At 63.1% G+C, this 4,752-nt stretch carries 3 protein-coding genes; 2 read left to right on the top strand and 1 reads right to left on the bottom strand.

Features of this window, described 5'->3' with window-relative positions:
• Nucleotides 1-598 precede the first annotated feature (598 nt).
• The gene (locus P2Q66_RS05170; RefSeq protein WP_275726134.1) at nucleotides 599-1,951 is read right to left on the bottom strand and encodes a DUF4832 domain-containing protein; all 1,353 of its coding nucleotides are present in this window, start codon (nucleotides 1,949-1,951) and stop codon (nucleotides 599-601) included.
• Nucleotides 1,952-2,434: 483 nt separating this feature from the next.
• Between P2Q66_RS05170 and P2Q66_RS05165 the strand changes: the two genes are divergently transcribed.
• Both P2Q66_RS05165 and P2Q66_RS05160 read left to right on the top strand, forming a co-directional pair.
• Nucleotides 2,435-2,863 carry a trypco2 family protein gene (locus P2Q66_RS05165; protein WP_275726132.1) on the top strand — a complete coding sequence of 143 codons (429 nt, stop codon included), beginning with the start codon at nucleotides 2,435-2,437 and terminating at the stop codon, nucleotides 2,861-2,863.
• Between the two features lie 2 nt (nucleotides 2,864-2,865).
• Nucleotides 2,866-4,752: trypsin-like peptidase domain-containing protein (locus P2Q66_RS05160; protein ID WP_275726131.1), on the top strand; the 1,887-nt coding region annotated here is incomplete at its 3' end.

Below are 4,752 nucleotides of genomic sequence, written 5' to 3'. Positions count from 1 at the left end.
GGGCATCATCTTGTCAGGCTTGTAGCGACCGGATATGCCCTGGAAGAGCATTCCTTCGCCCGTTGATGATGCGGACAGCCGCCCGTCGGGCGAGACGCAGGCTGCCCAACCCTCGTGCTCGTGATCTGCTGATGCCCAGCCCATTGACCTGTAGCCTCTCCTGTCAGGCATTCCTGACGGCCATTGTGTCAGGGACTCCTGACAATAACTAGGCCCATCTGCGGCGCAGCGAGAACCCGGAACCCGAACTAAACGACTAGGCCCATTTCTTATGCTTCCTCCACAAGGCAAACTACCGGGTTCGAGTGTCGGAGCCCTCGATGCTCCACTTCCAAGGGGGAGTGTCCCTTAAACGGGAGTTAGCATTTAGCGGATTTTCAAGGGTGATGGCGCGGCGCTCAGTGTGGGCTTCCCACCGAGGGGCCAATATCTGAGCCCGTGAGGTGACAGCCCGTCGGCCATGAAAGGCGATGAGTCCCGTGAACTCTAGATGACGGAAGGCGATGGATTTGAATGCCAGCCGCATCGGGCCTTTCGCTTTCGAAGCAGACGTAGCATGGGCATGACTCGTTTTGGAATGAGCGGAAGGTGAGGCTTGCTACTGCACGGTCATCGATATCCCCAGGTCATTCTCTGCGGTGCTCGCGTCGAATATGTTCACCCCGCAACGCTGTGAGGCCAGCTTCACCGCGTAAAGGATCCGCGTTGGTGCGTCGGGGTCGGGGATGGTTAGTCGGAGCTCATACGTTCCCGTCGGCGGGGCAGTGTCCGTGACTGAAATCTGGGTTGTGGTGCCGGGCTTCCATGTTTCGGTGGCGCCGTTGGACAGGGGATAGACGTGGGTTGTCGACCCCTTGCGTAGTACGAGCTGGGCATCCCGGTGCTTGTGGAGCCGTGCCCATCCGCTATTGAGGATGTCGACCGAGACCGTGAAGTTCTGGCCGGGGGCCACGGTTGGGGTGTACTCCACGCGCGTCACCTCGAAGCGATAGCCCAACCGGCTCCGGATCTCGTCATAACAGCCGCCCGCCTCCCACGTAGACACCACGTTGTCCGCCCAATCGATGTTCAAGTAGTTCATGTGGAACGTCGCTGGTTCGGAGCGCATGTTGCTGCATGAGTGCCACCGCGGGGGATTCGGCGGGGAACTCAGGGGACATGTTTCGCCCCCGAAGCTGCGCTCTGCCGTGAATGACTGCGCCCGCTTCTTCCACTCCGCGTTCAGCTTGTCGTCGTCGTGCTCGTCGATGTTCGCCGGACTGTCGGAGAAGTTCGAGTACGTCCCTCCGTCGCTGTCGTTGCTCATGAAGCAGTCTTGGTGGAAACCAACGTTCGCGATGGGATTTCGGTCGAGCACTTCCTGCATGAACACGGGCCGGCGCAGTTCGACGTGCTGCTTGATGCCGTGATCGGCGTAGGTGGACAGGATGTGGTCGATGATCTGGGCGCGTTCTGCTTTGTTGTAGAGGAAGGGCGCCTGGGGAATGTTGTCGTTCTCCGTGTTCCATTCACCCCAGCGCCCCAGATAGCCAGCCTGGATGTAGGCGATCACATCGCGGTAGTCGCCGAGCATCGCGGCGACTGCATCGATATGGTTGCGTTGGAGGTCCATCGTCTTCGCGTGGAACACCGGAGTGCCGCTAATTTCACAGTCGCTCGGTAAGTTCGGGTTATTCGTGTTGGGCTTGTCGTAGCGGGGCCGGAATAGAACTTTCACGCCATCCGCGCGCCATTTCTCGAGCTGCTGCGCATACTCATTGAGTTTCTTAGTGGTCCTGGGATCATTAAGCCCCTTCCAGGTCAGCTCCTCCATGCACACATCGTGGAGCCAGAGCCACTCGGGAACGATCGTGTGAGTGCCGACGTTTGGATCACTCGCGGAATAAATGCCGCGCTCAGGATTCCTTAGCGCCGGACTGTCATCGGTCGTGTAGTTGGTATCGATAATCATGGGTACAGTGTGCGCGCTGGATCTCCCGGTCACTAGCAGTTGAGCCTCCGTCACCAGGCGAGGGCGAGTCATGCTTTATGTATTCAGTGCGTTCTCAGGTGCAGCCTTCCAGGCTTGGGCTGGGACCGGTGTTTGCCGCAAGGGAGCGTGTGGCGCCATGATCCGATTGGCCTGACGCCAGGGGATTCCAACACTGCACAGCCGCAGACCGATACAACCTGCCCCTACCGGACGCACCAACCCCGGCCGACTCCGGAAATAGTAACGAAAGCATTCTCGAAAACAAAGGATTCCTAGAACGTCCTGAATTGCGAACCGCGCGTGTGGCTCTTCACAGACCGTGGATAGGCGCAAGAGCACTTGGGTGGCGTGGTCTGTTCGGGAAGGCACGTCGCTTCCCTCTGCCGGCACCATGGACGTAGGCCTCCGGAACTGCCAGTCAAGCGGTTCGGCCCTGTCCAAAGGGGGCCTGTTTGGAGGAATATGGTCACATCCGCTGCGCCTGCCGGGCTCGCGGCGGGTTTGATCCGGATCTGGCGGATTTGGGGTGGCGGGATGGATAAGGCAGTGGTTGGGCTCGCTGATGCGATTGAAGCGCTGCGCGCGGAACTGATGACCGCGGCAGCGGCGGGTGAGGACCAGACGATGCGGTTCTCCATCGAACCGGTGGAGCTGTCGGTGCAGGTCGCCGTGACCAAGGACGCGAACGGCAAAATCGGCTGGGCGATCTTTGAAGCCGGTGGCGGGTATGAAAATGTCACCACGCAGACGCTGACCCTGCGCCTGGCACCGCTGTGGCTGCGGGAGGACGGGACCTTGACCTCGGACTTCGCGATCTCTGCCCCGGTGTCCCCCGGGGAGGTTATCGGCCCGCGCCGCGGTCGGGCCCGCCCGGAGCCTGGGGGAGGCTGATCATGGCCGGTGCCGGTCAGACGGGTGTGGAGCTGGACCGGGTGGTCGCGGTGACGGCCATCTGGGCCGATGGGCATGCAGAAGTCGGCTCAGGATATGTGGTCTCGGGACGGCTGGTGCTGACTGCCGGGCACTGCATCCGCGACAAGGAATCCGGGAAACCTGCGGCACGGATCAAGGTGGTGCGCGCCAGCGACGGGGCGACAGTACCCGGAGGCAATGTCATCGTGTGCCCGGAACTGGACGTGGCGGTCATCGCACTGGATGATGCACCGTGGGAAGCGGAACTCTCTGCCATGGTGTTCGCCCGGGTGGACCGGAGCCGGGCCGGCATGCTCGAGGACTGCCAGGCGATCGGCTTCCCGTTGTTCCAACGCGATTCCCACGGTCCGGCTACGTCTGAAGTGCACGGGACGCTTTACCAGACCGACGGAGTGGAGTCGGGCCAGTTGCTGATCCGGGACTCGAATATCCGCCCCGGACCCCCGTCTGCCCAAAGGACCCCCAAAATACCCGTTCCTCAGGCGGGTCTTCCCTCACCGTGGGGTGGCTTCTCCGGGGCCACGCTTTTCCATCAGGGCCTGGCCATCGGGGTCATCATCGAACACCACCCCGCCCAGGGCGGCTCGGCCCTGCGCGCCACCGCCTTCGACACTATTATCGTGACAGACGATCCGGAGGCCCGCAGAATCGCAGACGCACTCGGGCTCCCCAGACAGAACGATCTTGTCTTGGCCGCCGCGGAACCGGTGGAGCCCCTGGCCGGGGTGGTGGAGCGGCTCGCCGCCGGGGACCTGCCCCTGGTCCAGGACCTGAACCCTTACCTGGCTGGGGCCACCGAATCCAAATACGGGACACGGGAAAGCGCCGGAACGGATGACCCCTACGTGGCGCGCACTCACCAGGACGTGGACGCCCGGCTGAGGGAATCGCTGGTGCCGGGGCGGATGGTGTTGCTGGTCGGCCCCTCGAAGGCCGGCAAGACCCGGACCGCCTTCGAAGCCATCAGAACCACATGGCCCCGGGCCCGGCTGTTGATACCTGCCACGACGTCCCTGGCCGCCCTCGCCAAACACCCCCGGCTACGTTCCAGCACCGATGCGATCGTGCTCTGGCTCAACGACCTGCAAAGGTACCTGACAGGAATCAGGGAGCCGTTAACCCCGGCCCTGCTCACCGCGCTGCTGGCACGGCCCGGGAACACCGTCGTGGTGGCCACGCTGCGGACCGAGGAGTGGTCCCGCTTGCTTAGCCGGGACGACGAGCTCACGCGCGAGGCCCGCCGGGTGCTGGAGGAAGCCACCGAGCTGGAACTGGGCCCGACCTCCGACAATCCGGCGGAACAGGCAGCAGCACAGCAGGCCTATCCCGGGCAGGACCTGAGCACGTACGGGCTAGCCGAGCAACTCGCCGGTGCCCCGTACCTGCTCAAGCAATACCGCGGCGCCGCCCGCGCAGACCCACTGCTCCATGCGGTCATCCAAACAGCCATCGACTGGACCCGCGTCGGCATGCCGGACCCTATCCCCGAAACAGACTTGGCTGAGCTGGCCCTGGATGCCTTGTTCGCGCACCGGCCTGACATGGCCCCCACACCCGAGGACCTCCGTGCGAAAATCGTGGTAGCCAGGACCCCTCCGGAAGAAGCCGGACGGGTCGCGGCCCTCGACACAGACCGGTCACCGGACCGGACAGGCGCCTACAGAGCTTTCTCCTACCTCGTCGCCAAATTGGGCATCACCCGGTTACCAGACCGTACACGCGCCTACAGAGCTTTCTCCTACCTGGTCGCCGCGGACGACGGCCAGACCGGCGACACCCGCCGAATCCCGGATTTTTTTTGGGACGAAGCACTCAGGCGCGCCGACGTCGATGCCGCCTTTTCGGTG

It is taken from the genome of Arthrobacter sp. Cr_A7, assembly GCF_029222765.1.
Lineage (GTDB): Bacteria > Actinomycetota > Actinomycetes > Actinomycetales > Micrococcaceae > Arthrobacter.
Note: the sequence above shows the minus strand (reverse complement) of the source record. Positions and strands in the feature narration are given on the sequence as shown.